General features: G+C 57.7%; 24 protein-coding genes and 2 tRNA genes. 6 read left to right on the plus strand and 20 right to left on the minus strand.

The annotated features are described in order from the left end of the window. The 6 genes from ACP5PX_RS05075 to ACP5PX_RS05100 all read right to left on the minus strand — a co-directional run. Window positions 1–606, minus strand: a 606-nt coding sequence (locus ACP5PX_RS05075) for an alpha-hydroxy-acid oxidizing protein (protein WP_428084613.1), incomplete at its 3' end; no start/stop codon positions are given. Between the two features lies 1 nt (window position 607). Then, complete coding sequence (locus tag ACP5PX_RS05080) at window positions 608–1,396, minus strand: isopentenyl phosphate kinase (protein WP_428084615.1); 789 nt, start codon at window positions 1,394–1,396, stop codon at window positions 608–610. A gap of 4 nt (window positions 1,397–1,400) precedes the next feature. After that, window positions 1,401–2,240 carry an AmmeMemoRadiSam system protein B gene (gene amrB / locus ACP5PX_RS05085; RefSeq protein WP_428084617.1) on the minus strand — a complete coding sequence of 280 codons (840 nt, stop codon included), beginning with the start codon at window positions 2,238–2,240 and terminating at the stop codon, window positions 1,401–1,403. Further along, window positions 2,241–2,870, minus strand: coding sequence for a 30S ribosomal protein S2 (gene rpsB / locus ACP5PX_RS05090; protein ID WP_428084619.1), 630 nt, complete (start codon window positions 2,868–2,870; stop codon window positions 2,241–2,243). Beyond that, window positions 2,867–4,129, minus strand: coding sequence for a phosphopyruvate hydratase (eno, locus tag ACP5PX_RS05095; protein ID WP_428084621.1), 1,263 nt, complete (start codon window positions 4,127–4,129; stop codon window positions 2,867–2,869). Before eno ends, rpsB begins: the two co-directional genes overlap by 4 nt. A gap of 220 nt (window positions 4,130–4,349) precedes the next feature. Then, window positions 4,350–4,505: transfer RNA gene (locus ACP5PX_RS05100), tRNA-Trp, on the minus strand. Between the two features lie 98 nt (window positions 4,506–4,603). Here ACP5PX_RS05100 and ACP5PX_RS05105 point away from each other — a divergent pair. Both ACP5PX_RS05105 and ACP5PX_RS05110 read left to right on the plus strand, forming a co-directional pair. Next, complete coding sequence (locus ACP5PX_RS05105; protein WP_428084623.1) at window positions 4,604–5,527, plus strand: deoxyhypusine synthase; 924 nt, start codon at window positions 4,604–4,606, stop codon at window positions 5,525–5,527. Between the two features lie 88 nt (window positions 5,528–5,615). Beyond that, a complete protein-coding gene (locus tag ACP5PX_RS05110; RefSeq protein ID WP_428084625.1) occupies window positions 5,616–6,239 on the plus strand; it encodes a DUF429 domain-containing protein in 624 nt (207 codons plus the stop codon). Here the strand turns inward: ACP5PX_RS05110 and ACP5PX_RS05115 are convergent. The 3 genes from ACP5PX_RS05115 to ACP5PX_RS05125 form a co-directional block, all read right to left on the minus strand. Next, window positions 6,145–7,035, minus strand: coding sequence for a transcription initiation factor IIB (locus ACP5PX_RS05115; protein ID WP_428084627.1), 891 nt, complete (start codon window positions 7,033–7,035; stop codon window positions 6,145–6,147). The two genes, ACP5PX_RS05110 and ACP5PX_RS05115, sit on opposite strands and share 95 nt — an antisense overlap. A gap of 5 nt (window positions 7,036–7,040) precedes the next feature. Beyond that, window positions 7,041–8,237, minus strand: a complete 1,197-nt coding sequence (locus ACP5PX_RS05120; RefSeq protein ID WP_428084629.1) for an NAD(P)/FAD-dependent oxidoreductase — start codon at window positions 8,235–8,237, stop codon at window positions 7,041–7,043. Window positions 8,238–8,487: 250 nt separating this feature from the next. Next, a complete protein-coding gene (locus tag ACP5PX_RS05125) occupies window positions 8,488–8,862 on the minus strand; it encodes a hypothetical protein (RefSeq protein WP_428084631.1) in 375 nt (124 codons plus the stop codon). Window positions 8,863–8,941: 79 nt separating this feature from the next. On the opposite strand from ACP5PX_RS05125, the gene ACP5PX_RS05130 reads away from it, so the two are divergent. Together ACP5PX_RS05130 and ACP5PX_RS05135 are read left to right on the plus strand one after the other, a co-directional pair. Then, window positions 8,942–9,427: a Mut7-C RNAse domain-containing protein gene (locus ACP5PX_RS05130; protein WP_428084633.1), complete on the plus strand. Its 486-nt coding sequence runs from the start codon at window positions 8,942–8,944 to the stop codon at window positions 9,425–9,427. A 4-nt stretch (window positions 9,428–9,431) separates the two neighbouring features. Next, window positions 9,432–10,031, plus strand: coding sequence for a TIGR00296 family protein (locus tag ACP5PX_RS05135; protein WP_428084635.1), 600 nt, complete (start codon window positions 9,432–9,434; stop codon window positions 10,029–10,031). A gap of 58 nt (window positions 10,032–10,089) precedes the next feature. Here ACP5PX_RS05135 and ACP5PX_RS05140 read toward each other — a convergent pair. From ACP5PX_RS05140 to ACP5PX_RS05170, 7 genes are all read right to left on the minus strand, one after another. Further along, window positions 10,090–10,188 (minus strand) — tRNA-Ser (locus tag ACP5PX_RS05140). A gap of 49 nt (window positions 10,189–10,237) precedes the next feature. Beyond that, the gene (locus tag ACP5PX_RS05145; protein ID WP_428084637.1) at window positions 10,238–13,663 is read right to left on the minus strand and encodes a DNA polymerase II large subunit; all 3,426 of its coding nucleotides are present in this window, start codon (window positions 13,661–13,663) and stop codon (window positions 10,238–10,240) included. 17 nt (window positions 13,664–13,680) lie between these two features. Next, a complete protein-coding gene (locus tag ACP5PX_RS05150; protein ID WP_428084657.1) occupies window positions 13,681–14,472 on the minus strand; it encodes an HAD-IIA family hydrolase in 792 nt (263 codons plus the stop codon). 1 nt (window position 14,473) lies between these two features. Continuing rightward, complete coding sequence (locus ACP5PX_RS05155; RefSeq protein ID WP_428084639.1) at window positions 14,474–16,036, minus strand: DNA-directed DNA polymerase II small subunit; 1,563 nt, start codon at window positions 16,034–16,036, stop codon at window positions 14,474–14,476. 10 nt (window positions 16,037–16,046) lie between these two features. Continuing rightward, window positions 16,047–17,303: an ORC1-type DNA replication protein gene (locus ACP5PX_RS05160; protein ID WP_428084641.1), complete on the minus strand. Its 1,257-nt coding sequence runs from the start codon at window positions 17,301–17,303 to the stop codon at window positions 16,047–16,049. Beyond that, complete coding sequence (locus ACP5PX_RS05165) at window positions 17,194–17,790, minus strand: hypothetical protein (RefSeq protein ID WP_428084643.1); 597 nt, start codon at window positions 17,788–17,790, stop codon at window positions 17,194–17,196. Before ACP5PX_RS05165 ends, ACP5PX_RS05160 begins: the two co-directional genes overlap by 110 nt. Further along, window positions 17,790–19,799, minus strand: a complete 2,010-nt coding sequence (locus tag ACP5PX_RS05170) for a minichromosome maintenance protein MCM (RefSeq protein WP_428084645.1) — start codon at window positions 19,797–19,799, stop codon at window positions 17,790–17,792. Before ACP5PX_RS05170 ends, ACP5PX_RS05165 begins: the two co-directional genes overlap by 1 nt. A gap of 68 nt (window positions 19,800–19,867) precedes the next feature. On the opposite strand from ACP5PX_RS05170, the gene ACP5PX_RS05175 reads away from it, so the two are divergent. Beyond that, window positions 19,868–20,230 carry a hypothetical protein gene (locus ACP5PX_RS05175; RefSeq protein WP_428084647.1) on the plus strand — a complete coding sequence of 121 codons (363 nt, stop codon included), beginning with the start codon at window positions 19,868–19,870 and terminating at the stop codon, window positions 20,228–20,230. A 25-nt stretch (window positions 20,231–20,255) separates the two neighbouring features. Here the strand turns inward: ACP5PX_RS05175 and glyA are convergent, their stop codons facing one another. The 4 genes from glyA to ACP5PX_RS05195 all read right to left on the minus strand — a co-directional run bounded on the left by glyA (window position 20,256) and on the right by ACP5PX_RS05195 (window position 25,548). After that, window positions 20,256–21,554: a serine hydroxymethyltransferase gene (gene glyA, locus ACP5PX_RS05180; RefSeq protein ID WP_428084649.1), complete on the minus strand. Its 1,299-nt coding sequence runs from the start codon at window positions 21,552–21,554 to the stop codon at window positions 20,256–20,258. A 72-nt stretch (window positions 21,555–21,626) separates the two neighbouring features. After that, window positions 21,627–22,958 carry an allantoinase AllB gene (gene allB / locus ACP5PX_RS05185; RefSeq protein WP_428084651.1) on the minus strand — a complete coding sequence of 444 codons (1,332 nt, stop codon included), beginning with the start codon at window positions 22,956–22,958 and terminating at the stop codon, window positions 21,627–21,629. Between the two features lie 11 nt (window positions 22,959–22,969). After that, a complete protein-coding gene (gene pyrB, locus ACP5PX_RS05190; protein WP_428084653.1) occupies window positions 22,970–23,893 on the minus strand; it encodes an aspartate carbamoyltransferase in 924 nt (307 codons plus the stop codon). Window positions 23,894–24,009: 116 nt separating this feature from the next. Then, the gene (locus ACP5PX_RS05195; protein WP_428084659.1) at window positions 24,010–25,548 is read right to left on the minus strand and encodes an ABC transporter ATP-binding protein; all 1,539 of its coding nucleotides are present in this window, start codon (window positions 25,546–25,548) and stop codon (window positions 24,010–24,012) included. Between the two features lie 253 nt (window positions 25,549–25,801). Here ACP5PX_RS05195 and ACP5PX_RS05200 point away from each other — a divergent pair. Continuing rightward, on the plus strand, window positions 25,802–25,987 hold a 186-nt coding region (locus ACP5PX_RS05200), incomplete at its 3' end, for a 2Fe-2S iron-sulfur cluster-binding protein (protein WP_428084655.1).

Genomic DNA, 25,987 nt, shown 5'->3' on the forward strand with positions numbered 1-25,987 from the left:
CACCTCGGCGCTCACGCCGCAGCCGGTCTCCTTGGCAATCACCGGGACATCCAGGCCCTCACAGACCTGGGCGAACTTCTTCAGAGCCCCGCAGTATCTGGGCTCACCCTCGGGCTGCACCAGCTCCTGAAGCGGGTTCATGTGGATGGAGAGCGCGTCGGCGTCAATCATCTCCACGGCCTTGCGTGCCTCGGGGAGTCCGTAGCCTTGGACCAGCTGCGCCATCCCGAGGTTGCCCATGAGAAAAACGTCCGGCGCCACCGACCTAACCTTGAATGTTTCGGCCAGTCGGGGGCTCTCGATCGCCGCCCGCTGGCTGCCGACCCCGAACCCGAGCCCCAGCTCCTGGGCCGCCGCGGCGAGGATCAAATTAAACTTCTGCCCCAGCCGGCTCCCGCCGGTCATCGGGGCGATGACGATCGGGGCGCTGAGCTTGAAACCCAGGAAGTTGGTGCTGGTGTCCACTTCCTTAAAATCAATTTCGGGCAACGCCCTGTGAATGAACTCGATGTCAAGGAACCCGGTTTCCTTGAAGAGGCCCTCAACGTCCTCCCTCAGGCATATCTTGAGATGATCGTCCTTCCGACCGCTGGTCTTGCCCGCCAACTCATTTCCCCCCAGTGATCATCGTGCCCAGACCTCTTTTACCCTTAAGTGCTTCCCTGAGAACATTGGGCCTGGCGGCATTTACTATTTCCGCTTCTATGCCTAACCTCGCCAGCTCCAGCAGCTCCTGCACCTTGGCCCGCATCCCTCCGGTCACGTCGCCCCGGGCCTCCTTCTCCATCGACTGCACCAGCTCCACGTCTTCCGGAGTTATCACCCGGAGCAGCCTGGCCCGGCTATCCTTCTTGGGGCAGGAGGTGAAGACCCCATCGACGTCAACCCCCAGCACCACCCTGGAGGCGCCCAGCTTCCTCGCTAGGTAGGAGACCATCTGGTCGCCCGAGAGGATGCTCACGCCTTGAGCCGCGTCGAGGACGACATCCCCGTAAAGGACCGGGACGAGGCCCAGCGCCAGCATTTTCCGGAGCGGCCGGAGGTCCATCGACTCAATCCGGCCGTTGGCGGTCAGGGTGCAGGCGGAGGGCTGGCAGGCCATCGCGGGTATGCCCTCGCTCTGCAGCGCCTCGATCAGGTGCCGGTTCAGCCGTTCCATGGCTAGGTGGGTGTGGGAGATCCCGATCAGCTGCTTCCTGTGCCGATACCCCTCGGCGATCCGGTACTTCAGGGCCAGCGGGTGGCCGAAGGAACCGCCGCCGTGCACGATGACCAGGGGCTCCCAGACCTCCTTTAGCTCCCGGGCCAGCCTCCTGATGACGGCGCGCTTGACGGTGAAAGGTTTTCTCTTATCGGTGATCACGCTGCCTCCCAGTTTCACGATCACAGGTCTCATCGCATCACTTTGACACGGCGATCGAGGCATATCCGACCACCTGGGCCATGGGTCCGGCTGTGTCGCCGCTGGTGGCATACTTGAGCAGCTCCGCCCTCTTCGCCCCGAGCCTTTTCGCGGCCTGCAGCATCGCCGCGACCGGGCCGTAGCCGCACATCGTGATCCCTTCCTCGTCCACCACGCGCACCACACCGCGCGGGTCCATTTTTACTATTCTCTCAATCACCATTCTGTCCTTCTCCACGGCGTACCTCTGCGGCTCGTAGTGGGTAAAGTCGGTCGAGGCAATGATGAGGATATCACTTCCGGCGGCGGCCTTGGCTATCGCGTCACCGACCTCCAGGCTGGTGCTCTCGTCCTGCAACATCAAGCAGATGGGAACGATCTTGAAGGCATCACCGAAGAGGTGCTGGAGGAAGGGCAGCTGCACCTCGATCGAGTGCTCGTAGGCATGTGCCGTTGTGTCGACGTCGATGATGTCCGAGGCGGCTTTTATCTCCTCACCCAGATCCCCATCAATCGGGACCTCACCCAACGGGGTCCTCCACCTGCCCGAGGTCACGATCGAGACCCCTGACCCGGCGCCGGTGTGATTGGGGCCTAAAATAACGATGCGTGCGGGAAGACCGTCCTCGGCGACCCGGGCGAACCCGTGGGCGGCGACCGGTCCCGAGTACATGTAGCCCGCGTGCGGAGAGACCAGACCGACGACCTTCCTCAGTCCTTTGCCGACCCGCGGCAGCCGGCCCGGACCGTGCTCGCTCAGGTAACACTCCTCTATCTGCCGCAGCAGCTCCGCCCTGGTCCCCGCGTAAAACTGTCCCGCAACTACTGGAGGCCTCAACTATTCACCGCCAGCCTTTGTTTCGAACTCCTCAACTTGGACTCCGAACGGCTGGTCTGGCAAAAGTTCTCCCCGCTCCCTGAGGACCTGTCTGGCGAGCAGCCAGAAAACCAGAGCGAGCGCCTTGCGGCCCTTGTTGTTGGTGGGGATCACCAGATCGATGTCCGCGGTCTCATTGTCCGTGTCGCAGAGGCCAACGACGGGGATGCCCACCTGGGCCGCCTCCCGCAGGGGCTGCTCGTCCGCTATCGGATCAGCGATGAACAGGACCTCGGGTTCCATATATCCCTTGTAGTGGGTGTTGGTGAACGTCCCGGGGATGAACCTCCCGATCATCGGCACCGCGCCCGTGACCTCGCAAAATTTCTGCGCCGGCCGCTGCCCGTACTGCCTCGCGGCGGCAACGACGATCTTGGACTTGGGAAACCTCGCCAGAAACTTTCCGGCCACGGCTATCCGCTCGTCGGTCTTCCGGATGTCCAGCACGTAGAGCCCGTCGGGTCTGGCCCGGAAGATGAAGGGGGCCATCGCTCCGGTCTTCTGCCTGGTGCCGATGTGGACCCCGCTCGACAGGTAGACCTCGAAGTCTATCAGACCTGCCGCTCCCTCGCCAAATTCCGCCTCATTCATCTCAATCCACTCATCCTAGCCCTGTCTCCCAAATCCTCCTCTATCCGGATCAGTTCATTAAGCTTAGCGATTCTCTCCCCGCCGACTACGCCCGTCTTGATCATCGGGCAGCGCCACGCCACCGCAAGGTGGGCGATCGTCTCGTCGGTGGTTTCTCCGGACCGGTGGGAGATCACCGGCATGTATTTATTTCGCCTTGCCAGCTCCACCGCTTTAAAGGTATCGGTCAGGGTCCCGATCTGGTTGGGCTTGATGATGATCGCGTTCGCCGCCTTGGACCTGATCCCCATCCTGATCCGGCTCACGTTGGTCACGAAGATGTCGTCACCGCAGATGAAGCAGTCCTTCCCGACCTTCCGGGTCAGCTCGGCAAACCCCTCGAAGTCCTCCTCGTGAAGGGGGTCCTCAACGTAGAAGAGCTTGAACCTCTCGATCAGGTCCAGGATGAACTCGAGCTGTTCCCCGGGGTCCCGCGTCACCGCCTCCCGCTTGTAGGCGTAGACCTTCCTCTCGGCGTCGTAGAGGCTGCTCGCCGCGACATCCAGCGCCGGCCTCACCTCGACACCCGTCTCGGCGCTGACCTTCTCGCAGGCCTCGGCGAGGAACTCGAGCGCGCCCTCGTTGCAGATGTTCGGGGACCAGGCGCCCTCGTCGCTCTTCCCGCGGGTGAAGGAGGGGTTGGCCTCGCTGAACATCTGGCCGAGCTTCCTGTGGACCTGGGCGTTGGTGAAGACGGCATCGGAGGCTCTCCTAGCCCCCACGGGAACCACGAGGTACTCCTGGATGTCCGGGGCATATCCTCCGGCGTGCTTGCCGCCGCCGATGACGTTCCCCAGCGGGTAGGGGAGCGTCAGGTCACCGCTGCCGCCCAGATATCGGTAGAGGGGCATTTGCTTGGCCAAAGCCGCGGCCTTGGCCACCGCAAGGGAAATGGCCACGGTGGTGTTCCCGCCCAGCACCGACAGGTTGGGCGTCCCGTCCAGCTCGTGAAGCATCTCATCGACCCTGGCCTGATCTGAGGCATCGATTCCGGACAACCTGGGGGCGATCTCACCGACCTTCTCCAGGGCTTTATCCACGCCGCCCGCCGGGAAGTCCACCACCTCGAGCTTTCCCTTGCTGGCCCCGCTGGGCGCCGCCGCCCGGCCGTAGCAGACCTCGCCCCGGGCATCGCGGACGCCGACCACCACCTCGATGGTGGGGTTGCCGCGGCTGTCCAAGATCTTCCGCGCCTTCAGGCTCGAGATAACCGCTGTCATAATTTGGCCTCAAAAAATATTCCTGCAGCAGCTTAAGAAAGTTGTTGTAGAAAATATGTTGAAAAGCTATTCGTGACGAAGGTGCTATGTTTCGAAAAATCATTCTAAAATCCAAGATCCTATTAATTGGCTAAAAACAAAGCTCCATCACCATTCACTCAAGATTCAAAAATTAGTTGAAAATGTAGTAACTTGTTTTCAACGCCGCTATGTCGGATAGTGGTGGGGCCGCCAGGATTTGAACCCGGGTTCGCAGGTCTCATCGCACCGCTCCAATGGGTCATCATCCTTGCGTCAGCAGACCCACGACGGTCCACTGGAGCCTGCTTTTAGCCCAGCCAGCGCTGGTGTGCTAACCAAGCTACACCACGGCCCCACAGACCAGTAATCCGCACCCGGACTTAAAAAACCTCTGAAACCCGGAAGTGCCTCATTTAAATTCCGCCAAGCCGAACTTCTTTGGGAGCGATCGCGATGGTCAGATGGGTCAAACACATGGATCTGGAGCCCGGGATGAGCGTCAGAGATCTGGTCGCAGAGATGGGGAAAAGCGGCGTTTTCAGCGCGGGGCGCGTGGCCAAGGCCGTGGAGATCTACCGCGAAATGCTCCGGGCGCGGGCGACCATCTTCATGGGCGTTGGCGGCGCCGTCGTCCCCGGCGGCCTGAGGCACGTGCTCGCCAGCGCCATCCGGGAGGGCCTAGTCCATGCGATGGTGGTCACCGGGGCCAACGCCACCCACGACCTGATCGAGGCCTTCGGCGGGAGGCACGCGCAGGGGGACGAGTTCGCCGACGATGCGGAACTGCGCAGAAAAAGAATAAGCCGGATCTACGACGTGTATGTCCCGCAAAGGGCATTCGAGATCTTTGAGGAAAAAATCCAACCGATATTCGCCAAGGTCTTCAAGGGTGGTTCCAGGATGTCCTCTGCGGAGCTGCTGCGCAAAATCGGCCTGGAGCTGAAGGACAAGAACTCGTTCCTCAGGGCCGCGGCCGAAAAGGGGGTTCCGGTCTTCTGCCCCGCGATCGCCGACTCGATACTGGGGCTCCAAGCCTGGCTCTACTCTCAGGAGCACGACGTCACCATAGACGTCCTGAAGGACATCAAGCAAATCTTCGAACTGGCCAGCGGGGCGGAGATGGCGGGGGCGGTCCTGCTCGGCGGCGGGGTGCCGAAGAACTTCATCTTCCAGAGCATGCTCCTGACGCCCCGTTCCTTCGACTACGCGATCCAGATCACGATGGACCGGCCCGAGCCCGGCGGGCTCAGCGGGGCAACCCTTGACGAGGCCAAGTCCTGGGGGAAGGTCGCGGAGAGGGCAAAGACCGTGACGGTGATCGGGGACATAACTGTGATCCTGCCGCTGATGCTGGCCTCAGTGCTGGAGAAGCGCTAAACCGTTGCTTTTACCTCTTCCCGCTTCGGATGGATGCAGCCGTTCTGCCAGCGGAACCAATAAGCCGTCCCAAGAAGAACTGATCGTGATGGTGAAGGTAATCGGGATCGACCTCGCCGGGCTGGAGTCCAACCCGAGCGGCTTTTCCCTCCTCACCGACCATGAGCTCCACAACCAAATCATTTACCGGGACAGCGAAATTCTGAAAACCTGCGCCGCCAGTCAACCGTCGGTCGTGGCCATCGACGCCCCGCTCAGCCTGCCCGGCCGCGGCAGCCTCAGGGAGGCCGATCTCGCCCTGATCAGGCGCGGCTTTCGGGTGTTCCCACCAAACTTCGGCGGCATGAGGTCGCTGACCGTGCGGGGCATGAAGCTGGCCGGAAAAATCCGGAGAAGCGGTATTGAGGTCATCGAGGTCCATCCGAGGACCTCAGGCCTGATACTCTTCGGCAGCGACGACAGGAAAAAGTGGGTCGCGGGACTGAGGCGGGCGGGGTTTGAGCTCCAAGGCGGTGCCGGCCGCCACGAAATCGACGCTGCTCTGGCCGCCGTTACCGGACTGCTTCGCCTTCAAGGAAAAACGGAAGAAATCGGGACGGAGAAGGAGGGGAAAATCATCATACCCCGGGCACGATGTTCCTTATCTCCGCTGCGCTGCTGGAGAGGCTGGAGACGCCCACGCCCAGGGTCCGCGCCACCCTTTTCAGCGTGACCCTCTCACCCGAGGCGTTGGCCCCGCAGTAAATCGCGACCGCGGCGAGGAAAAGCGGCGGCTTGCCCTGGACAAAGCTCCGGGGCATGAGCTTCAGGATTTCGTGGGCCTTCACGACGGCCTCCTGGGACAGCTCCAGCTGCGGGGTGAACCTGTCGATGAAGCTATCTGCTGACAGGCGGGGCAGCTTCAGGCCGAGCTCCCTGGCGAACAGCTTGACATACCTGCGGATGCCCTTCAAAACCGCCGACCTGTCCTGCCCGAAGCGGACGGAGACGGCGTTCGCGATCTCCTGGTCGGTCCTCGGTATCCCCCTGAGCCGGCATGTGGTCAGGATGAGCGCCGCCAAGATCTGCTGCGCGCTCCGGCCCGAGGTCAGCCTCTTGGCCCGCGCCTTCCGATAATACGTGCTGATCTCAACCTTGATCCCTTTGGAGAGCGAAAGGTCCTCACAAAGCTTGTCGAGGTCGAGCAGCACCTCGCGGAGGCTCCGGTCCTCCCAGTCCATGACGCGCGCCCGCTGGTGGAGCACCTGCATCCGGCGCAGCCGGGCGCGCTCGGAGGGAGGCAAATCCCGAGAAACGCTGAACCTAGAGCCCAGCCCGTAGTCGTGCTGGCTCAGGTCAAAGCCCGAGGAGAGATCGGCGCGCTCCCGGTTCTCGCCCGGTTCCATCCTTCCCTCCGGGCCCGCCGCATACAGCCGCTCCAGGATCACGAAACCGCAGCGCGTACAAATCCTCTCACCTCTGACATCGTCGTAGAGAACCGCAGTGCTGCTGCACAGCGGGCAGTGCATCGGGACTACCTCCTGCGGGCCGGCTCGGCGGCCGTTCCTCCGCCAAGGATTTTCGAAATCTCGCCATCCTGGAGCAGCCTCTTCATCGAGGACTCCGGCCTGAAACCATACCACAGGTCGATGAAGGCCCGCTGCAGGCTCGGCTTGCCCTCGAGCGTCGCGACGATGGTATCCATTTTTTGATCCTGAAAAACGCTCAGGGAGGACTGGAGAGCACCCGCGATCTCAAAGTCCCGGTCAAACTCCGACCTCCAGATCCGCTCGTAGTCCGAAAGCCGCTTCTGCGCCACGTCGCCCTCGGTCACGGCTTCGATCGCCACCCGGCCCGCGATCTCCCCGCAGCGCAGGGAGTAGAGCAGCCCCTGTCCGGAGAGGGGGTAGATATGCCCTGCGGCGCCGCCCACCGCAATTATCCCGTCGGCGCAGGTCCGAGACAGCGGACCTTCCAGGGGCAGCTGACCTCTGGTGGCGGCTATCGGCATTGCTTGCGCGAGGCCCTCTATCCGCTTTCTTCCCAAAAACTCGTCCAGCGCCGCGTCCGGGTGTATTCTCAGCCCGAATATTCCCGACGCCGCAAAACCCTTGGCGAGCGGGTAGACCCAGGCATGTCCGCCCGGCGCCACGTAGGAGTCGAAAAAAAGATCGGCTTTTCCTTCCCCGGCGTTGGCCATCAGGTACTCATTGCTGAAGGCCAGAAGTTCCCGGTTCCAACCGGTTTTAAGAACCTCTCTCAAAAACAAGCCCGACATCTCGCCCCGCGCGCCCGTGGCGTCGATGACCACCTCACACCGGATATTTTCGGACCAGCCCCCGGCCTCGAGGTGAACGCCTCGCACGGCCCCATCCTCCACCAGAAGTCCTTTCACCGGGGCATTCAGCCAGATTTCGCCCCTGTTTTCGGCAACCTCGGCGGCCAAATTTTCCGCCAAGCGTCTTTGGTCGACAATCATCGCCCGATTGCATTTTACCCTCAACTCCCTATGCGGAGCATGAAGTTCAACCTGCCTCAAGGGATGAACCGCCTGCCTTTTGCCCGGAAAATCAACATCTGCCGGGATCAGGCTGGCTAGCTGGGCTGAGGACCCAATCCGGGCGCCCATCTCAAGCAAAAGCACCTTGCCGCCCTCCAAGGCGGCGGATCTGGCCGCAGTTAGGCCGGCGGTTCCTCCCCCCGCGACGACAACGTCCCATCTCTCCGGCATCAATACCGCTATTAATTTGGTCGATCGCCGTTTATAAGCGAAAAAGCGTGGTTCAGAGTTCGGACCACTTGAATGATCTCAAGGAAAAATCTTGAAATTTTTATAATTTGAGGAAAAAAATTAAACCGGTGTTCCGGTTGCGCCGTTTTAAGCGCCGCAAAAAGGAACGAAAGGGCAGTAAAAAGGCCGAGATCAAGGAAACCAAGGAAATCCAAGAGGAGCTGGAAACGGGTTAAAACCAGTGACGCGCCTAGCTCCGGGAACGTTCGGGCGGAATCGTGAAACAGACCACTCCCGGCTTCGGCTCATAGATGTGGCCGGCCCGCTTCTCCGCGGCAATTATCTCGTTGACCTCATCACGCTCCAGACCCACCTTCTGGGCAAGATCAACTATCTCATCGACCTCGATCATGCCGCTCGGCTCCTTGCTCGCTAGGGCCCGCATGGCGCGCAGTACAAAGTCGACCTTGGCCTCATTGCTCCGGAGTATCAGGGAAATCTGCTTCTTCGGCTGGGCGGGGGCGGTTTCCACGCTGACGTAGGTGTTGATATCCAGATCAAGGTCAAACAGCTTGCCGCAGATGGGGCACTTAACCTGAACCCGCTGGCGCATTTCCTTACCCATTCTGAGTTCTCCGCCACCTTTTTTAAGCTTGAGAATGAGGGCAGCTATTTTTGACCCTGCACCGTAAATTAAATCGGATATGAGGTTTGTTGCCAACGGGATGCTGGGTAAACTGGCGCGGTGGCTGCGCTTGGCCGGTTATGATGTCATTTACATGGGCCGGACGAATCTGCCGCCGGAAGGTCAGGACGAGCGAATCCTTGAAACCGTCAATGAAGAAGGCGGAGTTCTCCTGACCGCAGACGTACAGCTGCACAGGCGCGCCCTCAGGCAGGGATTAAGAAGCGTCCTCATCAGGGAAACTGAAGTCGCCGGCCAGCTGGCGGAAATCTCAAGGCGTCTGGGTGAAAGAATCGAAATCATCCCGGAGAAATCCCGGTGCTCGGTCTGCAACGGGACCCTGACGCCGGTCGCCAAAGACACGGTTGAGGGCATGGTTCCTGAAAAGGTCTTGATGACCAACGACTTCTGGCGCTGCACCAATTGCGGCAAGATATACTGGCGAGGAAAGCACTGGAAAAACATAACTGAGGAGGTAAACAAATATAACGATCTGCTGAAGTGATATCATGCTTTCTCTTGAAGAGGGCGCCCTGCTGGTGAAAACCGCCCGAAAAACGATCGAAACCTATCTCAGCAGCGGCAAGATCCTGCCCCGTCCGAAGGTCCCAAACAAGCTCCTTGAGCCCGGCGGTGTTTTTGTCACCCTCACCAAAAATGGTGAGCTGCGGGGATGCATCGGACACCCGCTGCCGACCATGCCGTTGATCGACGCCCTGATCGACGCCGCCATAAGCGCTGCCACCCGCGACCCCCGCTTCCCGCCCGTGACCCTTAAGGAAATGCGGGAGATAGAGGTTGAGGTCAGCGTCCTGTCCAAGCCCGAGCTGCTGAAGGTCAATCATCCCAAGGAATATCCTAGGCTAATCGAAATCGGCAGGGACGGCCTGATAGTGGAGGGGATGGGCGGCGCGGGGCTGCTGCTGCCTCAGGTCGCCGTCGAGTACGGCTGGGATGCCGAAGAATTTCTGTCGAACACCTGCCTGAAAGCGGGCCTTATGCCCGACTGCTGGCTCGAAAGGGGGGTCCGCATCAGCAGGTTCTCGGCCCAGATTTTCAGTGAACGAGGCCCAGGAGGAGTAGTAGAGCGCCGACTACTGCCGCCCTAGCCACATCTTTTTCAGACCAATTGTTCCCGCGTAAAACGACATAACCGGGACAAAAAGGCGCCGGGGAGGGGATTTGAACCCCTGCTCTCCGAAGGAGAACCAGATCTCGAGTTTCGCCCTTTATGACTGGCGCCTTACCTGGCTTGGCTACCCCGGCCCAAACCAGTTTTCCCGCTCAACGGGTAAAATGTTTTCGCGAAGCCCCTTCACATGAAATCGGCCAAGCTCAGCTGCCTTCTCGCGTCGCTCTCAAAGGTGGAACGGATTTCCCGCCGGGTCAGCTCCAGGCGCTGCTTGGTGTATTCGGAGACCCCGTATTCCTCGGCAATCCTCATCGCGATCTGCAGGTACTTCTCAACGCCGCCGCGGGTCACGGTGAGCACGAGCTTTCCGCCGCACTTTGAGCAGACCCCGCTGAGCGGGACCCTGCGATGGATCTGGTTGCAGCTCGTGCAACGGAACTTTTGCGTGGCGAACGTCCTGATGTTCCCCTTCAGGTCGGGTATGAAGTGGTGCTCGATGAGCTTCTCCGCCACGTCCCTGGCGTCGACCGCCCTGATCCTTTTGGCGAGGCCGAGCTGGTAGTCCGTCTTCTCCTCCATCGTCTCCAAAGTCTTATAACGGCTCGAGCGCGCCCCGGCGGCGATGTCGCTGGTCTCAAAGGAATAGTTCAACCCGGTGTACTGCCGCTCCGTGCCAAGCCGGCGCTCGACCGTCTCCATGATCCTGGTGAGCTCAACCGGGCTGGCATAACGCAGCGTGGCCTCATAGAACTCCAGAGGATACCGGGACATGACGTCCATGTTGTGAACCTCCTTGTCGATCTCGGTCGGGTCTATCCGGGTGCTGAGGATAAGCGGTGCGTCCATCGTCCCGCCGCGCTTTGACGGCAAAAACCACTTGCTGAAGTTGAGCAGCGCGTCGAGCAGAAGCATCACGCAGTCCTCGTCGCCGTCGCAGTCCCGCCTCTTGGCGGCATGGAAGTACGGGTGCGCGTATCCCACCGTGGCCTCAGTGAACCCGATTATCCGGCCGACGACGCCCACCGAGGTGTGCGGTGCCAAGCCGATCACCAGCTGGCCCACCAGGTCGGAGGGCCGATTGGCGTTGTAATAGGGCTTCAGGCCGTAGAACTTTTGCAGGAGGTCATCGATGAACTTCGATGCCCGGAAGAGGTACCCCGCCCCCGCCCGTGAGAGAAGAATGTCCTGGACCTTCAGCTCCACGATCTGGTCCTCACGCTCGAGCGGATTACCGTCCTTATCCACGGTGTAGCCCAGCTCCCGCAGGCGCTCCACCGGGGTCCCGATCTCGCGCGGCATGAAGTGGGTGAGCGGCACATCGGTCGCGTCAAACCTGATGGTCCCATCCTTGAAGACCTCCACCCCGTGCTTGGCGCGGAGAATCCCCTTCTCTATCGGCTCGGGGATCTTGAAATCGCTCGTCATGCCGATCACGCCTTTGACCAGCTCGGGAAGGTCCTCCCCCAGCCTCTGCGCGGCCTCGTCCAGCATCGCCTTCAGGTCGATCGTTCGCTCGACGAAGTACTCGGTGCCGGTCTTGCAGGTCGGGCAGACCTCGGCTGACACCACGCGCTTGCACTTCGGGCAGCACTTGGTGTACTCGGCCACGCCGCCGCACTTCTGGCACCTTCTGGTGAAACCGATTTCACCGCAATTGGTGCACTTCAGGACGGCGAGCTCAACCGAGACCCCGCCCTCCTTCTGCGCCGCCTTGATCAGGTTGCGCGTCATGCCACCTCGCATGCCGATGGGGAAGAGCAGGTGTACCGAAGGGCTCATCTGCCTCGGGTCAGCCTTTTCCGGCCTGCCCATTCTGGCCCCGATGCGCGTGGGACCCTCCTCCCTCACGGTGAACCCGGCCAAGGCACAGATTATCTCCATGATGCTCTTGAACCGGCTCTCCTTCAGCACTCGGTCAAACCTCTCCCGGGTCAGGCGCTGCCCCTCCAGAATCCCCAGAGTTCTGCAGAGCGGCAACGCGTGCTCCTCTATCACCACATGGCCGTCGACAACTCTGTGCGGGACCCCGAGCTCCTCCAGGACCCTCTTCGGGGCTGGATCTAGGGGCACGCGCAGCTGCCTGAGCTCACCATCCTGAAAGGTCGGCTCACCGCGAAGAAGCCAGACGCAGAGCTCCTGAAGCTCCTCCACGCTGAGCTCGGAATAGGAATAGGTGTAGGCGGGATGAAGCGGCACGCCAAGCTCCTCCGCAATCCTCACGGCTAGGGCCGGCGGAGGGCTGGGGTAGGGCTTGGAGAGGTATGGGGTCAAGTCCTGGTCAAATTTCCTCCCCGCCAGCGCCCGCTCAACCTCCTGCGCCCACCATTCCTCACAGTAGCCCGCGGGCATCAGCGGGTGGTTGTTCTCCAGAAATTCTCCGTAACCGATTAGGATATCGCCCAGAAATAGTATCTCCTCCACCTGCGGCCGTAGATCCAGCGCCTGCTCCAGCGTCTTTATCTGGACCACCGATCCGTCCTTGAGCTTGACCGTGGGGCCCTTGATGCTGTTCACGGGGGTAACCGCCCCTCCCTTGCCCGGCCGCTCCGTCTTCAGCTGAGTCCCCGCCACCAGAAAATCGTCGCAAATCGCCATGGTGGCCGGATGGATGCCAACGGCGGCGATGCCCGTGTTCCTCGCCCGGCCGTAACGGAGCCTGAAACCGCCCTCGCGACCTTTGTGCCCCTCGGTCCCGGGATGCGAAAAAACGGGCCTTCCCGCGATTACCTCATCCAGGTATTTATCACCTTTGGGGAAAACCTGCTTGGTTTCCTCCTTCGTCGACACCTTGGCGATTATATCTTTGAGCCAGGACCAACCATCGATATTGAGCTTATTGACATACTTCATTATCTTCGGGGCCTTCTGCATGACCCCCTCCACCATGGCCAGGACCGCTCCCCCTCTGACCCGGTTGTGCTCAACCCTGTCGAGGTCCCGGAAGACCATCACGGTGGCCTCCTTACCCGACGGCTCCCCCGTGATCTCAACCGGTATGTTCTGCATCACCAGCCGAATGTCCTCGGGAGGCGGCGTGTACTGCTCCCGGCCGACGGAGGTTCGATAGATCTCCACTTCCTCCACGAACCGCTCTATCTCGGGCTCGGTGGCCTTGTAGGGGCTGAGGTAGAGGCGGCGGCGGACGAAATCGCCGGCAAGAACTGCCAGCGCGGCGGCGGTGCCACCGGCCGCCCTTATCGGGCTGGCAAAATAGAGGGCCAGATACTGGGTCCCATCGAAGTTGTTCTTGATCTTCACATCGGTTATGCCCTCGATCGGGGCCACGACGACGCCTTCGGTCAGAACCGCCAGCGCGGTCCTCACTGCCTGCTTGGCCAACGTCTGCTCATCAGCGCTTCCAAACTTTCCATCAACTATCATCTCGGCAATCTTCAGCGCTACCTCCTCCCGGGGCATCTGCTTCTCCAGTTGTCTGATCACCTCGGCAACTCCCTCAGGACCGACCAGCTTTTCCACCCTGCTGGCCAGATCACCAGCCCGGGGTATCTCAGGCTCAAGCTCGGGGTCCTTTCCCAGCGCCCGAGCCTCGCTGGCTATCTTGTATAGCTCCTCCGTCTTTCGCTCCAGCTCCTCAAAGTACTCCTCCATCGAAAGGCTGAAGGAACTCAGAGGACCACCTCCGCCAGACTGCCCAGAACGCAATCCGGGGCATTTTTGGTGCCCCTAACTTTTTTAACGTCGACCTCAGTAGCCACTCCGGACAAAACCAATATCGTCAGCAGCCCTGCCCTCTTACCCGCCTTGATATCGGTTTCAATCTGGTCGCCGATGATGGCGGTTGTGCTCGGCTTGAGCCCAAATTTCTTCAGGACATAACTAACCATGTGGGGTGACGGCTTGCCGATTATCACGTCCGGCTTTCTTCCCGAGCTTCGCTCCAGCGCGGCGACAATCGCCCCCGCCCCGGGCAGAAATCCGTGCTCCGTGGGGTAAACGCGGTCGGGGTTGGTGGCGATGAACCTAGCCCCGGACAGGAGCGCCTGGAGGCCGTCTTTGAGCTTTTCATAGGTCAGCGCCTGGTCGATGCCGACGACGACATAGTTTGCCCTTTCTGGGGAAACAATCTCCAGTTCGGCCTGAGCTATCTCCTCGACCAGTCCTCGACCCCCGATGACAAAGACCTTGGCCTGGGGATCGCGCCGTTTGATGAAGTCGGCCGCAACTTGTCCGGAGGTGATCACATCATTTTCTCCGACCGGTATCCCCATCTGCCTCAACTTCTGCACGTAGAAGGAACGGGAATTTTCGGAATTGTTGGTCAGAAAAATGACCTTCTTACCCAAGCCCCGCAGAAAGGCCACGGCTCTGGCGGCCCCTTCGATCGGTTGGTTGCCGCGGTAGATCACGCCGTCCATGTCCAAAATGATCGCTTTTATCCTCTGAAGGATCCTATCCACCTTAGACAAACTTCTTCACCGCCGCCTCATGGGTCTGCAGGTTTATTATCGGCACAATTCCAGGGGTGGGCCTGACCCCGAGCTGCCTCATGAAATTGGTCATGCCCTGGAAGGTGCCCGAGTTGATGACTGAAACATCACGGTATCGGTCATAGCCGAAGACGTGAAGGTGGCCGCAGTGAAAAACATCAGGTATCTCGTCTATCACCAGGTAATCCTTCTTCTCGGGTGAAAGCAACGTCCGCCCGCCGTAGATCGGGGCTAGGTGCCTCTTCTTCAGCAGCTTGATCATCGGTGGGGTGGCCTCCTCACGGTTCAGGCCCGGGATGCTCGAGATGACATCGTCGAAGCTCCTGCCGTGATAAACGAGGAACTCCACCCCGTGGAGCGAAAGACGAACGGGATTTCCGACCATGATGGAGTTCAGGTCATACAGCCCGCTGGCGATATCCTTATGGATCGCCGGCTGGGGCTCCGAAGGACGTACGGCATCGTGGTTGCCGGGCGAGATGATGATGGTGATGTGGTCCGGGACCTGGGCTAGGAGCTTGGCGGCCAGATCGTACTGTTTGAAGATATCGTTGATCAAAAGTTCCTCTTCCTGGTGCGGATAGACCCCGATTCCATCGACAATGTCCCCGGCAATCACCAAGTACTTGACCGTCCCCGCAAGCCCCACGTCGGGATCGTCCGACTCGCCGCGGAGCCATCTGAGGAACTTCAGAAACACGTCCTCAAAAAATTGAGTGCTGCCGACGTGCAGGTCCGAGAGCAAAGCGGCGCACACAGGCTCCTCCGCCCGGTGGACCTCGTGCTTTATCGGTATGTCCGGCCAGATGATGTCCCTCACGAAGAGCCTCGGCGCCCGGCCGTCCACCTTCAGGGAGGCAACGACCCCGATCACCTCGTCGGTGTTCACCTCTCCGGCCTTTCTGACCAGCTCCTTGTTGCTGCTGAAGACGAGCGCTGTCACCGAGCCGCTGAGGTCCTCGAGCTCGAGCACGATGTTTCCCGCCGCGGACTCCCTCTTGTCCCGCACCATGCCCACGACCTTCACCTGCTGTTTGTCCAGAAGATTTCTCAGGCTGCTGATCGGCACCGCATCGTTCAGATCTAACCGCTTCTTCAAGATTGAACCAATGCACTCATATCTGTCGCGAAACAGGCTCACAAAATCGGAAATGTCGCCCTCACCATAGCTCTGACCGGTGACCTCCCTGACGACCTTGACCCTGGGCGCGTACTCTGCGGCCAGCGGTTTGAACTTCGTGAACGAAAGCTCGGGTAGTCTCTTTTCCGCAGTTACCTCTACTTTCGCGGGCTCCGGTTGCGGAAGAACCGGGGGTAAAATGGCCTGCTCCTCCCTGTGCGTCTGCCTTTCCAAGACCTCGGAGATGATCTCGCCAGTAATCAAAAAAGGCCTGTTCTCAAGTTCCTTCAGGGCCAATATCACCCGATCCACGGAAACGCTGGCATCTTTGTTGTTCCGCAGCTTTTCCAGCGCCTCCTGGGTCAGCTGCATCTCTGCCTCGATAAACTTTCGCACCAGGGCGCCTTCATCCATGGAGCACCACCTAGACCAGCGTGAGCTGACGCAACAGCTTCAGAGAATCCACGACCGTGAACTGCTCGTCGTGGATGGCCGCCATCGCCTGGGTGGGATGAATGTTCAATCTTATCTCCTTGGTCCTACCTTGGCGACCTTTGTTGACTATCTTGGCGCTGATGATCCCTAGCATGTCCAGCTCTGAAATCAAATCACCGACGCGGCGCTGTGTCAGGATGTCCAAACCGGCCTGGCTGCATACCTCGCGATAGACGTTGTAGACCTCGCCGCTGATGACGGAACGGGGCATCCTTTCCGAAAGAATGACGATACTGTAGAGAACCATCTTGGACTGTGTGGGCAGCGTCCTGATGACCTCAACCATTTTATCCTGCTCTATCTTCTCGTAGGCGCGTCTGACGTGTTCCACTGTCACCCTTTCCTGACCCTCCCTCTCCGCCAGCTCCCCGGCGACCCTGAGAAGGTCCAGTGCCCGGCGCGCGTCACCGTGCTCCCGGGCCGCATGCGCCGCGCAGAGGGAAATTACGCCGTCCTGGATCACACCTTCCATAAAGCTTATCCTAGCCCGCTTCTCCAGGATGTCCTTGAGCTGAACCGCGTTATAAGGTGGAAAGACCAGCTCCTCCTCGCTGAGGCTGCTCCTGACGCGGGGATCGAGATAGTTCATGAAATTCAGGTCGTTAGAAATTCCGATGATGGAAACTTTGGAATTCTTCAGGTCGGAGTTCATCCGCGTCAGGTGGTAGAGCACCTCATCACCGCTCCGGAGCACCAGCTTGTCTATCTCGTCAAGAACTATCACCGCCAGCTGCCTTTCGCTGTCCATTGCCCGGAAAAAGCACTTGTAAACTTCGTCTGTGGGCCAACCCGTCATGGGGACACTGTCGGGCAGCTCACCAGAATTTCCCCTCAGCCTTTCAAGAAAAGTGTTGGCCAGCGTGGCGAGAACCCGGTACTTTGTGTTCACCTCTTCGCAGTTTATGTAGACCAACCTCACCTTCAGCGGCGAGCGGTCGCTGACCTTCTCCAGCTCTCTGGTCACGTACTTCACGCAGGCGGTTTTCCCCGTCCCCGTCTTGCCATAGATAAGTATGTTGGATGGAGTCTCGCCCCGCAGGGGTGCCGCCAAAATCCGCGCCAGCTGGTGTATCTGGCTATCCCGGTGCGGAAGCTCCTCCGGAGTGTAGCTCGGCCTCAGGTACTCCCGGTTTTTGAATATCGGCCTTGTCTCCAACAACATACTGAACAGGCCTTCCCTCACCATTTTTTCCCACCTCCTCTCTAAACTCGAATAACCTCCTCAGCCTCCGATTCCAATCATCGATAATTCCGGAAACCTCATTTACCAGCAAGCGCTCCTCAGAGGTTAGCCCGGGGGGAACCCCGTTGGAAAGGGCAAGTCTCACCAGCTTGGGCAACCTGGCATCGAGAAACAGTAAAACCTGTGAAACCAGTTCATCGGCTTCCTCCCTCTTACCTTCCTGCAGCATCCGAAAAGCTTGACCGGCGATCGAGAGGTAAAAGCTCTCTGGGAGTGGCAGCGGGTCTAGGCCTCGCTCCTCCGCGAGGACAAGCTTTCTAATCTCGGTCACGGTGGCCGGTTGCAGGAAATCGACAAAACCACAACTCCTGAGGGTGCTGGCGTCCCAAAGCCACAGCTCCACTTCATCACCCGCCGCAAACGGGCCCAGCTTACGCCCGACCAGCTCGACCTCAGGAAAATCCTTGAGGACGCGGACGCGCTGTTTCATCATTTCACCGCCCGGCTGATCATTCCCTGCTTCGGCTCGTAGAGGTGTCCCCGCTTCTTCTCCTCGGAGATGACCCAGTCTACGAAACGTCTATCAATTTTTTCAGAATCGGCCATCTGGAATATCTGCTCCAGTGGCGCGGCTCCGCCGTACTTCTCCTCAAGCTCTTCGATAATCTTCATTAGGCGCATGTGCCTCTCCCGCTGGGACCTAGGAATCCCGGTCATGATTAAATCAACGTCGACCTTGCCCTTGTCAACATCGAAACCGGCGTCCCTCAACGAGGTCTTGATGAGCGAGATCGCACGGTTGGCGTCCTCAACGGTAACTTGGTCGCTTAATCTCAGCCGGGCATTCGCCTTGGCGAGACGGATTATTGACTCAAGCTGCCTAACTGTTATCGGAAGCGGGTCGCCCGATTCCGCCGCCGACTTTCTCCACCCTACGAAAAAATCTTCAATGACCTTCTGGGCCTCTTTGTCGTCCAGCTTGGGGTCTATGTTCTTGCGCGCGTAGATGATGATCTTGCGCAGAAATTCGGGATCAAACGGGGCCTTCAAGACCTTGCCCGGCGAGGTATAGAGGTGCAGGACATGCTGGGCTATCGACCTGTCGTAATCGGTTCGCGGCTCGTCCCTCAATATGAAAACTAGGTCAAACCTAGACAGGATGACGGGATCGATGGGAAGCTGTTTTAGCGCGGGCTCCTCCTTGGCGAACCTACCCAACACCGGGTTGGCCGCTGCTAGAATTGCGGTGCGCGTGTTCAACGTCGCCATTATTCCTGCTTTGGCAACACTGATCGTCTGCTGCTCCATCGACTCCAAGATTGCCGATCTGTCCTCATCCCTCATCTTTTCAAACTCATCGATGCAGGCCAAACCACCGTCGGCAATCACCAGCGCTCCGGCTTCCAGCGTCCAACCGCCACTCATCTCATCCCGAACCGCCGCGGCCGTTATCCCGGCACCGGTGCTCTTCATGCCGGAGGTATACACGCCGCGGGGCGCCACGTTAGCGACCCACTTCAGAATTTGACTTTTTGCGGTACCGGGGTCACCCGTCAGCAATATGTGGGTATCACCGCGCAGCCTCGTCCCGTCTGACAAAATGACGGGGTTGCAGCCGAACAATTGCAACGCGATGGCTTCTTTTATGGCCTCATGTCCGTGGACCGCGGGAGCAATCGACTGGATTATGTTGGTCCTCAGCCATGCGTCCTGTTTCGCGAGTTCTTTAATCTTGACCTCGTCCTCTGGAGTAAGCTCGGTCTCCTCCACCCCTTTTTGCATTATTTCCACATGGCTGACAAACAGTATCTTGCGGAACGTTGTCCGCCGCTCTTTCTGCAGTCTTTCCTGGAAGACCCGCAACGCGCCCGTTATTAGCACCCTGTTGCCGGGCACTGCCCGATCAACAAAATCATCCCGAATTATGCAATCCAGCCTGCGCGGCATTCTGCCGCCGCGCAACCGCTCGGGAGGCTCCTGCAACTGGATGCTCTGCCAATCCCTGAAGACCGTGTTCTCGATCAACAGGTCGAATGGGCCCTTCTTTCCACAATTTGGGTTCTCACAAAAAAGCGGTTCCCGAAATAGCTCGCCCAGCTGCAGCACCCGATTTTCCTCACCGCATCGTCGGCACTTGAAGACGGCCTCTCTAGCCTCGGGCTTAACCTCGCCAGCGCGGGTGACCACGCCTTCCACCTGGATGAACTTGCCCACGTGTTCGGCACGGATGTTGCGGATTTCAATGACCTTATCGGCTCCCTTCACCCGGAGCCGGAACCCCGAAATCTTGGTTATGTTTTCCAATATTTCATCTGCAGCTTCAAAGAACTGGACGGGTGCATCGAGAAGATTCGCGGCAAGGTCCTTATCGTGATTCAGGATTTTTTCGAACTCCACCACCAAGGATTTATTCCCTGAGGCTGTTACCTTCCGCAAGTCCTTTTGTATCTCCTTTTTGTGCAGGAAATCTTCGAGTTTCTCTTTCAAGTTAGATTCCAACAGGATCACCTCAAGTCCAGCGGAAAACTAAATGGCTGGATGCGCATTTAGCCGATACGGTGAAAACTTTGAACTTAATCTTTAAAATTAATGAAAAAAATGCGCACTGTTTATTAATTTTGGGCGCAATTTTTTTCACAAAAGGAGACAAAATTATCCCTGAAAAGCCGTGGCTGCTTTTGGCTTGGCTGGCGGAGAGGAACACGATAACACCCAATAAAAAAATTTCCAGTGTTTTTATGGAGATTGGCGGAGAGGGGTCGCCGAAAGTAATCCAATTTCTCCTTTCAGACCATTATCAGCTTGTTTTTAAATCAGGCGAAAAAGTTCTGATTCTTGCCAAAATAACTTTTTTCTTCTCTGTTTTGGAGTGGAAACACAAGAAAACAGGCGAAAAGGAGGTTAAAAAAGAGATAAAGAAAATGGATTAAAAATTTAAAAACAAAAACGACCGAGCTACCTAATCTGTATGTACTCATAGGCCTCGGTCGCTGACTCGAAACAATAATGCACTTTCTGGAAATCTTTTCGAAACTCGGCGACCTCGCTGGCCACGCTTTTCGAATCCTCATTGTCGATGATTATTCTCCGGATAAACTCAGCTATTTGTTTCATCTCGCCCTCTTTCATCCCCAGCCGCGTCACTTCGGAGGTACCCAATCTGATGCCGCCCGGATTCTTGTAGTGGCGCCCCTCTCTCGGATCCCACGGCAGCAGATTCCGGTTCAGGATTATGTTGGCGCTCTCAAGCTTCTTTTCTAGAGTTCCGCCATCGCCGTATTTGGTAACGTCGACAACCAAGATGTGGGACTCTGTAAATCCTAAATCTGGGCACAGCACCGCCAGCCCCTGATCATACATCGCCTTACCCAGTGCCTTGGCGTTTCTCACTATCTGCGCCGTATACTCCCTGCCGAACTCGAGCATCTCGGCTAGGGCAATGGCCAAGGCGGCTACCGAATGCAGATGATGGTTGCTGACAATCCCTGGAAATACTGCTCGGTTTATCGGCTCCGCCAGTTCCTTGGTGCACAGAATCATTCCGTGCTGGGGGCCGGGCAGCGTCTTATGCGTGCTGCAGGTCATGACCTCGGCACCCTCGCGGAGAGGATCCTGAAACTGACCACCGGCTATCAGGCCAGCAACATGAGCCGCATCATACATCACGTGGGCGCCGCAGTCCTTGGCCACCTTGCTCAGCTCCTTCACCGGGTGGGGAAAGAGAAAAACACTGCCGCCGAAGGTCACCAGCTTCGGCTTTACTTCCACTATCTTCTTCGCAGCGGCGCCAACATCGATATTCATTCGCTTTTCATCAAGAGGCAGATATTCAACCTCCAGCCCGTGAACTGCACCGGCTGTGCCGCCGAATTTCTTCTTTGCCATGCTGATGTGCCCTCCCGAGGCGACGGAAAGACACATCATCGTGTCGCCGGGATCGGTCAAGGCCGTGAACGCGGCGAGGTTGGCGGTGAGCCCCGAAACCGGTTGGACGTTAGCGTGCTCCGCCTTGAAAAGTTCTCGAGCCAAATCCATGGCGATAATTTCAACCTGGTCGATATAGGTACAACCCGCGTAAACCCTTTCCCCAGGCCATCCTTCCGCGTAACGGTGCTGAAAATCGCAAATCAGCGCCTCCCTGACGGCCGGGCTGGTTACATTTTCGCTGGCGATTAAAGGTATGGACGACCTGAACCACTCATGATGCCTTTGCAGCAGCTCCAAGGTGCGGTCATATGCTTCTCGGGGCTTCATCCATTCACCTCAACCGAAATTAAAGTTACTCCCATATATCCTTAACTGCACTGCTTGTTGTCAAATAAAAATTTAAGGCCTTACAAATATGCCTTTTGGCCCGCCCAAAATCTCGCCGCGTTCGGCGACGATTTCGCCTCGGACAATGGTGTAAACTGGAAGTCCTTTAACTCGAAAACCTTCAAAGGGCGTGACCTTCTGCTTGCTGTGAAGCTCCTCCGCCTTTATCGTTTTTTCCATCTTCAGATCAACTATGGTGAAGTCGGCATCAGAACCCACTGCAATGGCTCCCTTTCTCGGGTAGAGGTCAAAGATCTTCGCCGGATTTTCTGCGCCCATTTCCACAAGCCGGCCGAGCTTGATCAGCCCTTTGTTGACCAAGGTCAGCATCACCGGAACCATGGTCTCGACACCGATGCAACCTGAGGAGGCCTCCCAGATGCTCTCCTTGGTCTTCTCTTCGACCGAATGCGGTGCGTGGTCGGATCCGATGGTATCGATGGTGCCGTCGTTGACCGCCTCAATGAGCTTTTGAACCAAAACCTTGCTCCTCACGGGTGGATTTATCTTCAGTACCGCGCCCTTAGTCCGCATGTCCTCCTCGCTGAAGACTAGGTACTGAGGACAGGTCTCGGCGGTTATCTTGGTGCCGGCAGCCTTGGCCGCCCGAATCAAATCCACCCCGCAGCTGGTGTGAACTAAATGAACCTTGTTCCCTGCCTGGGCGGCGAACAGGGTCAACAGTTGAATTCCCTCCTCCTCAGCGATGGGTGGTCTGGCCCAGCAGTGGGCTATAGGCTCCTTGGTGACTGCCTTCAGCTTTTCCGTATAGTACTGGGTGACGTTCTTATCTTCGGCATGAACCGAAACGGTCAGTCCTATCTTGGCCAACTCTTTGAAGGACTCGAAGATTAGACCGTTACTCGGCCTGGGAACACCGCCGGTCACCTCGGCCAGAAGAAGCTTAAAGCCGATGGCCCCTGCCCTCGCCATCCCGGCCAACTCATTCACGTTATCCTCGACGATCAGCCCGTAAAGGCAAAAATCCACGTAGGCCTTGTCCTTGAGCAGTGCGGCCTTCTCCAACAAAATTTTTTCATTTGTGACCAGCGGCAGCGTGTTCGGCATTTCGAATATCGTCGTCACTCCGCCTGCCGCAGCGGCGCTGGTTCCGCTCAGGAAATCTTCTTTGTAGGTCAAGCCGGGCTCCCGCATATGGACATGGGCGTCCACAAAGCCCGGCAGCACATGAAGTCCGCTTAGATCCAGCACTTTCTCCGCCGGCGGCATTGACGCGGCGGAGCCTATGGCAACTATTTTGCCCTCGTCGACCGCCACTGAGGCCTTGAACTCCCCGGCTGAGGTGACTATGGTACCATTATTTAACAGTAAATCAACGGACAAGACAACACCGACTAATCCGCCGGGATTTTGAGACCCATCACGCTCGCCAGCAGTGCCATCCGGACGTACATGCCGTTCGTCGCCTGCTCGAAGTACTTCGCCTGCGGCATTGAGTCCACATCAGTGGTTATTTCGTTAACCCGCGGTAGTGGATGCATGACTATCGGCACTTTCTTCAGCTTGGAAAGGAGGGTGGGGGTCACGATGTAGCTTCCCTTGACCCGCTCATACTCCTGCAAATCGGTAAATCTCTCCTTCTGGACCCGGGTAACGTACAGGACATCGATTTCCTCGTCCAGCTCTTCCAGAGAGTTATAGAACTTGCACGGAATCTTTCCCCTAATTCTTTCAATCACTCCAGGCCTCATCTGCAGAATCGGCGGCGCGATGCAATAGAGCTTGACTCCGTCGAACATTGAGAGCGCATAGCTGAGGCTGCTCAGGGTTCGGCCGTGCTTCAGGTCTCCGAGAAGCCCCACCCTCAACCCGTCAATCTTACCAAAGACCTTGTACATGGTGTACAGGTCCGTCAGCGCCTGGGTCGGGTGCTCATGCATGCCATCCCCGCCGTTAATCACCGGATGCTCGGCGATGTCGGCGGCCATTTTGGCCGATCCCTCGACCTTGTGCCGGATGATGATCACATCCGGATCGTATCCGTCAATCATTCTGATGGTGTCCTCGAAGCTCTCACCCTTCATCAATGCCGAGGCCTCGATGCTACCGAAATCCATGACCTTGCCACCTATCTTTAACATGGCAGCGGTAAAACTGAGCCTAGTCCTGGTCGAAGGCTCCAAAAACACGGTAATTGCCATCTTATCCTCGGCTATTCTAAGGTTCCTCTTTCTCTCACAAATCTTCGCGTCGTTGAAAAGACGCATAAAGTCCTCTCGCGTGAAATCAAACGCGGAGATGATGTCTCTGCCTTTCATCAATTCACCCGATGAGACATATTTCCTCTACATTTAAGTTTTTTCCATCGATTTAAAATTACGGCCAGATGGGAAACCTAAAGCAGTTATTAAACACTGTTCCGTTGTCAATGAAATTAGCTTTTGGTTTTAACGGAGGCTTTTTTTACCCCGGCCATCATGAGCCCGATGTCCTTGATCTTGGCCTTTTCGGCCGGAACTATGCCGACTATTTGTCCTTCATAAATCACCGCAATACGATCGCTCAAACACATTATCTCATCCAAGTCCTCCGAAATCAACAGGATCGCCGTCCCCTTTTCCTTCTGCTCCTCCAGCTTTGACTGGATGAACTCCGTGGCGCCGACATCGAGACCGCGCGTGGGCTGGTTGGCTATCAAGAGCTTCGGCTTCCGGGAAAGTTCCCGGGCAAGGATCAGCTTCTGCAGGTTTCCGCCGGAGAGATTCCGGGCCGGCGTGTCCCGGCTCGGGGTCTTTATGTCATACTCCTTGATCAGCTGGTCTGCATACCTGTTGATCTCCTTCTTATCCAAGAACCACTTGACGTTGAAGGGCAAGAACCAGCGATTGACAAAGGGCGGCTCCGACTGTGACCCGAGGATGAGGTTCTCGGCGACGGTGAAGTTCATCACCAATCCGGTGCCGACGCGATCCTCAGGGATATGGCCGACGCCCAAGCTGGTTATCTCCTTGGGGGTCTTGTTTGTGACATCCTGGCCCAAAATTATGACCTTTCCTCCTGTGGCCTTTCTTAACCCAGTGATGACCTCGGCGAGCTCCCTCTGCCCGTTGCCCGAAACCCCGGCAATTCCTAGGATTTCCCGCTCCCTGATTTCAAAGGAGACCTTCCTCAGCGCCGGCAGGCCCTTATCGTTCAAGGCCTCCAGATCCTCGACTGAAAGCACGACCTTACCCGGCTTGACCTTTTTTCTCTTGACGCCGAAGCAAATCTGTCTTCCCACCATTTTCTTGGCCAGATCTCCCTTGTTAGTGCGCTTGGTAGGAATCGTGGCCACCACCTTGCCGCGCCGGAGAACGGTGACGCGGTCGCTCACCTCCATCACCTCAGGTAGCTTGTGGGTTATAAACGGTATCACGGCCAAGCCCTCCTTGGCCATCTTCTTCATCATCTTCATCAGCTCCTTCACCTCCGGAGGCGTTAGCACCGCGGTGGGTTCGTCGAGGATGAGGATCTGGGCGCCCCGGTACAGCGCCTTGATTATTTCCACACGCTGCCTCTCGCCCACGGAAAGCTGCTCTATCTTGGCCTTGGGGTCGACTTTAAGCCCATACTTCTTCGAGAGCTCGATTATCCTTTTTTCGGCCACGTCGAGGTCGAGCAGGGGCTCCTTCGAGGACCTAAGGCCGAGGACGACGTTCTCGGTGACCGTGAGCGGATCAACGAGCATGAAGTGCTGGTGGATCATCCCTATCCCCAGCTCAATTGCGTCCTTGGGCGATCTGATGGTGACAGGCTTTCCCCGGATCAAGATCTGGCCTTCGTCCGGCTGGTAAAGGCCGTACAGAATGTTCATCAGGGTCGTCTTCCCCGCGCCGTTTTCACCGAGCAGCGCGTGGATTTCACCAGACCGGATTTCGAAGTCCACATGGTCGTTGGCGAGGACGCCGGGAAAACGCTTGGTAATTCCACGCATCTCGAGAATAACCTCGCCCGGCTTTACCTTTTCCAACTTGATTTTGGGTGCTACTTCGGGCTTAACGTGAGCAGAAGCAATTTTCAACTTTTCCCCATCACTTTTATCGACATAAAGGTTAAAAGCGTAGCGGAAATCAAACTCTGTCAAAAATAAATTTTAACCGACAAAATCTGCAAAGGTTCATCCAGTTTAAAAAGAATAATATTAATTCAAACATGGGATAACTAAACTAAGAAAAAGGATGGTCTGTATGGAAAAAACAAAAATCGTTTTCTTGCCTGATGGAAAAAGCGTTGAAGCCGAAGCGGGCACAAATATTCTCGAGGCCGCAAAAAAGGTTGGAATAACGCTGGAATCGGTGTGTGGCGGTAAGGGAACGTGCGGGAAATGTCGGGTCGTCATCGAAGCCGGAAAGGAAAGTCTAAACGAAATAACG

Source organism: Hadarchaeum sp. (SeqCode) (assembly GCF_049969415.1).
GTDB lineage: Archaea > Hadarchaeota > Hadarchaeia > Hadarchaeales > Hadarchaeaceae > Hadarchaeum.